This is a genomic window from Phyllobacterium sp. (genome assembly GCF_037994425.1).
GTDB lineage: Bacteria > Pseudomonadota > Alphaproteobacteria > Rhizobiales > Rhizobiaceae > Phyllobacterium.
Genome location: NZ_JBBNAM010000362.1, coordinates 1 through 5,028 on the forward strand (window position 1 = coordinate 1; position 5,028 = coordinate 5,028).

4 protein-coding genes and 1 tRNA gene are annotated in these 5,028 nt (G+C 57.4%); all 5 read left to right on the top strand.

The annotated features are described in order from the left end of the window. A partial coding sequence (locus tag AAAB35_RS24200; RefSeq protein WP_340670850.1) for an ABC transporter ATP-binding protein occupies positions 1-1,274 on the top strand: 1,274 nt, incomplete at its 5' end. Continuing rightward, entirely contained in the window at positions 1,271-2,104 is an 834-nt protein-coding gene (gene dapB / locus AAAB35_RS24205) for a 4-hydroxy-tetrahydrodipicolinate reductase (RefSeq protein ID WP_340670851.1), read from the top strand. The genes AAAB35_RS24200 and dapB, both read left to right, overlap by 4 nt. A 23-nt stretch (positions 2,105-2,127) precedes the next feature. Continuing rightward, a complete protein-coding gene (locus tag AAAB35_RS24210) occupies positions 2,128-2,748 on the top strand; it encodes a 2,3-bisphosphoglycerate-dependent phosphoglycerate mutase (protein WP_340670852.1) in 621 nt (206 codons plus the stop codon). 169 nt (positions 2,749-2,917) lie between these two features. Continuing rightward, positions 2,918-3,002 (top strand) — tRNA-Leu (locus tag AAAB35_RS24215). Between the two features lie 98 nt (positions 3,003-3,100). Further along, positions 3,101-4,930, top strand: a complete 1,830-nt coding sequence (locus AAAB35_RS24220; protein WP_340670853.1) for a hypothetical protein — start codon at positions 3,101-3,103, stop codon at positions 4,928-4,930. Positions 4,931-5,028 lie beyond the last annotated feature (98 nt).

Consider the following 5,028-nt stretch of genomic DNA (forward strand, 5'->3'; position numbering starts at 1 on the left):
TTCTTACGGTCCGCTATCTGACCAAGCGACTGCGCGCCATCCACCGCGAGTCCGTGACCCTGAATTCGCACCTTCTCGGCGCAATGCAGGAAGCAACCCAGGGCATAACCATCGTCAAGGCGTTCACGATGGAAGACCAGTTGCGTGGCAAGGTAACAACCCTGATCGACCGCGCCGAAGAGCGCTCGAACAAGATAGCACGCGTCGAAGAGCGACTGACCCCGATTACCGATCTCATTGCCGGGCTCGCGATAGCGTCGATGATCGCCTACACGGGCTATCGTGCCGTACATGGTGTCGAGCCGCCGGGCGCGATGTTCGGCTTCATGACGGCGGTCTTGCTCGCCTATGATCCGGTACGGCGGCTTGCCCGTGTCCAGGTCGGCCTTGAGCGCGCCCTCGTCAACGCCCGTATGATCTATGAAATTCTGGATATAGAGCCCAGGCAGGCAGACAGCATCGGCGCGGTTCCGATCACCGTTCCAGCCGGAGAAGTCCGGTTCGACAATGTCCGCTTCGGCTATGGCGAGGTTCCGGTCCTGCACGGCATAACCTTCACAGCGGCAGCCGGAAAGTCGACGGCTATTGTCGGCGCGTCGGGCGCGGGCAAATCCACACTCTTCGGCCTTGTGGAGCGTTTCTATGACATCGACGGCGGCCGCATCCTCATCGACGGGCAGGATATTGCCTACGTCAGCAAGCGCTCACTGCGCAAATCGATCGCTTATGTTTCGCAGCAGCCTTACCTATTCGAAGGCACGATCGCCGATAACATCCGCTATGGCCGCCCGGATGCAACCGACGCGGAAGTGATCGAAGCGGCAAAACTCGCCAATGCCGACGAGTTCATCCGCAGACAGCCACAGGGCTATAGCACGGAAATCGGCGAGAATGGCGCGAACCTTTCGGGTGGGCAGCGGCAGCGCCTTTCGATCGCCCGCGCTATCGTTCGCGATGCTTCTATCCTGCTTCTCGACGAGGCGACCTCGGCGCTCGACAACGAATCGGAAAAACGGGTGCAACAGGCGCTGGATCGCGTCATGCACGGGCGGACCACGATCGTCATCGCACATCGACTTTCGACCATCGTCAATGCCGACCGCATCGTCGTCATGGAGGCCGGACGTGTGGTGGAGGAAGGCGTGCACACAAGCCTCCTTGCCATTCCCAACGGCGTCTACGCACGTTTCTATCAGTTGCAAGGCAAGGAAGAGTCGCCCATCATCGACGATACCAATTTGCAGCCAGCAGCAATGACAGGACCCGCCGCATGAGTGCCGAACAGACCGCCACGCCGATGAAACTTGCCGTCGTCGGCGCCGGTGGCCGCATGGGCCAGACGCTGATCCGCCTGATAAACGAAACGCCCGGCGCAGTTCTCGCCGGTGCGGTCGAACGGGCCGGTTCGCCGCATATCGACCGCGATGCCGGCGAAATTGCCGGCGTCGGTTCGCTCGGCGTAACGGTGACCGACGATGCGTTGAAGGTCTTCATCGGCGTCGAGGGCATCCTTGATTTCACCGCTCCTGCCGCGACCGTCGAATTCTCCGAACTTGCCGCCCAGGCGCGTATCGTCCACGTCATCGGCACGACCGGATGTTCGGCCGAGGACGATGCCAAGATCCTGGCCGCCGCCCGTCATGCGGTGGTGATCAAATCAGGGAACATGAGCCTTGGCGTCAACCTGCTCAGCGTGTTGGTCAAGCAGGCAGCGAAAGCGCTGAGCTCGGATGATTTCGACTTAGAGATCCTGGAAATGCACCACAAGCACAAGGTCGACGCGCCTTCAGGCACGGCGCTGCTGCTGGGTCAGGCGGCCGCCGATGGCCGCGACATAGCGCTCGGCCAGCACAGCGTCCGGGTTCGCGATGGTCATACCGGAGCACGCGAACCCGGCACGATCGGCTTTGCCGCCCTGCGCGGCGGCTCCGTAGTCGGCGATCATTCCGTCATCCTTGCCGGGCCAGGCGAGCGCATTACGCTTTCGCACCATGCGGAAGACCGCACCATTTTCGCTCGCGGCGCCATCAAGGCGGCGCTCTGGGGCAAGGACCGCAAACCCGGCCTCTATTCGATGCTCGACGTGCTCGGCCTCAACCCATAACGACATCTCACAGGAGTACCCCCATGTCCGGAACCCTCGTCCTAGTCCGCCACGGCCAGAGCGAATGGAATCTGAAGAATCTTTTCACCGGGTGGCGCGACCCTGGCCTGACTGAGCTCGGCCACAAGGAAGCGATCGAAGCGGGCAAGCGCCTCAAGGCCAAGGGTCTCGAATTCGATATCGCCTTTACATCGGTTCTTTCCCGCGCCCAAGCGACCCTCGACCACATTCTTGAAGAAGTTGGGCAAACAGGCCTCAAGACCATCCGCAATCAGGCATTGAACGAACGTGACTATGGCGATCTTTCCGGCCTCAACAAGGATGACGCCCGGGCCAAGTGGGGCGAGGAGCAGGTTCATATCTGGCGCCGTTCCTACGATGTTTCGCCTCCCGGCGGCGAAAGCCTGCGCGACACCGGCGCGCGGGTATGGCCCTATTACCTCCACGACGTTCAACCACATGTCTTGCGCGGCGAAACCGTGCTTGTTGCCGCCCACGGAAATTCGCTGCGGGCGCTTATCATGGCGCTGGATGGCCTGACCGGCGAAGAGATCGTCTCGCAGGAACTCGCGACGGGCATTCCTATCGTCTACAAGCTCAATGCAGACTCGACCGTGGCTTCGAAGGAAGTCTTGGTAGGCTGAATAAACGCGCCGCGCTCTATTCTTCGGGCGCCGGGGCCGATGCTCGATCGTCGGCCCCGGTCGTCTTCCAACGGATGGCCCCCGCGCGAGCACAACCGCCTCGATTTAGGCGAGAAGCGCTCTAAATGGATTGACAGACTCAAAGCCGCCCCTTACATGAGACCCCGCTGCCCAGATGGCGGAATTGGTAGACGCGCACGGTTCAGGTCCGTGTGCCGCAAGGCGTGGAGGTTCGAGTCCTCTTCTGGGCACCAGCAGCATCCTAACGTGTTGTTTGGATTGAATATATTGTAATTTCATACACTTAGTCATCGCGCTTGGTACGAAACCCTGGTACGAAAGCGATGATCAAATGGGCGTCATGGTCCCCAATTTATTCTCCATCAATGGCCGCTGGAAATATCGGAAGACGATTCCAAAGCGTCTCCGTCCCCACATAGCTGGGCAGATCACAGAATTTGTCCGTTGGCTTGGTCCCGGGAAATCGGCTGATGCTGCAATCATGGAGAATTATGCTGCTGCATCGAAGGAATGCGACCGACTCATTCAGCTTGCCGAGAAGCGCTCGAAGGGCCAGTTTGATCTCCTTACGGACAGCATGATCTCGTATATTGTTGCCACAGAGAAGAGTCTTCAGATTTCGGAAGATGAGGACGATCGTTTTGATGACGAAGAGGATATTCTGCGAGAAAGCGTCCGTCAGCAATTGCAAGATTTCCAAGGTGAAGTCCTACATAAGATAGACCCCGATCACCGCTTTAATGAGCGTTCGGAAACCGCCGAAGCTATGCTCTCCTATTACAAAGACTGTTACGCTAAGGGCAGAATCACGGATATTGTCAAACAAGAGGCGATACGCCTTTGTGAAGATCGTGAGCTCCTAATCAACCCCGAGGGGCTTGAGTTCAGGCGACTGTGCAAGGAGTATATCAGGGCTCAGATCGATGTTCTGGAAGTTGTCCTGCAAAGACAGGACGGGAATCCCGTAGCGACGCCCAGCGAGCCTGAAGAACTGACGGCGATTTTAGAGAAGCCTGAACGCGAAACGCTGCGCCAGTTGGCGGAGAAGAAGCTGGCGATGAACCAGAAAGGCTATTCGACCACCGAGGCTACAGAGACGGCCCTGAAGCTGTTCGAGAGCGTCTACGGTGCAAAACCCATGTGCAATATAACGCGGCGCGACGTATCTGAATGGATCGTGCTGCTGCAACAAAAACCCGCAAAGCCGAACAGTGAACACAGGCTTCTTGGTCTGCATGAGCAAGTGAAGCTGTACGCTGGTCAAAAGGACTGCAAGCGGCTAACGAACAAAACAGTCAACACCCACATTGGGCATCTGAGTTCCGTATGGAAATGGGCAAGGTCGAGAGGCTATGTGAATCGTGAGCTTGACAATCCCTTTACAGAACAAAAGCTGACCGCTGTCAGACCGGAACCAACAGCGGGTTTCACGTCGGAAGAACTCAAGGCAATATTCAATCTACCGGTCTTCACGAGCCATGAACGGCCGCGTCGAGGCAAAGGAGAGGCCGCGTTCTGGATACCGCTGATACTGCTCACGTATGGCAGCCGCCCCGAGGAGGTCTGTCAGTTGTTGGTGAGCGACATCTATTTCAATGATGACGAGAAGGTTTGGTGCATCAAGATAACCGACGAGGGTACGCATCCTAACAAGGGACTTCGTTCGTTAAAGGGAGCTGAGGATGGTCCAAGTGCTGCCCGTAGATCGCTTCCTATTGCTGATAACCTCTTGCGTTTTGGCTTCCTCGATTATGTGCACAAGCTACGTCAGCAAGATGAAACAGCACTGTTTCCGTTCCTACGCGTTAAGGGGAAGCGAAACTATCTGCATGAATCGTTTGGCGAATGGTGGCGGGATTATGCTCGCCTTCACAAAGCCATAGCCCAATCAGGCAACAAACCCCTTCGCGATTTCCGTGCAACGTGGACAACCGCTGCATCGCGAAGTGGGCTAACCGAGGAAGAGCGGGAATGGATACAAGGGCACTATGTTACCAAAGCCAAGACCAGCAACCGAACTTACGGATTGCGTGAGTTCGGAAACAGGGTCAACCGCATTACATATAAGAGTTTGGACCTGTCACATTTGGTTGTCGATGGAGCTCTGGAACGGGCAGAGAAAATGCAGCAGCGTATGCATCCGAGGAAGGACGCGGGATAAAGTCTCGCGCGTGAAGTGGGCCTGAGGTAGCCTGGCACGCGGGTTCAAGGGACCGTTTTTTGTGATGCGTCGTCAGCGTCCCTGCGAGCCTCGATAAT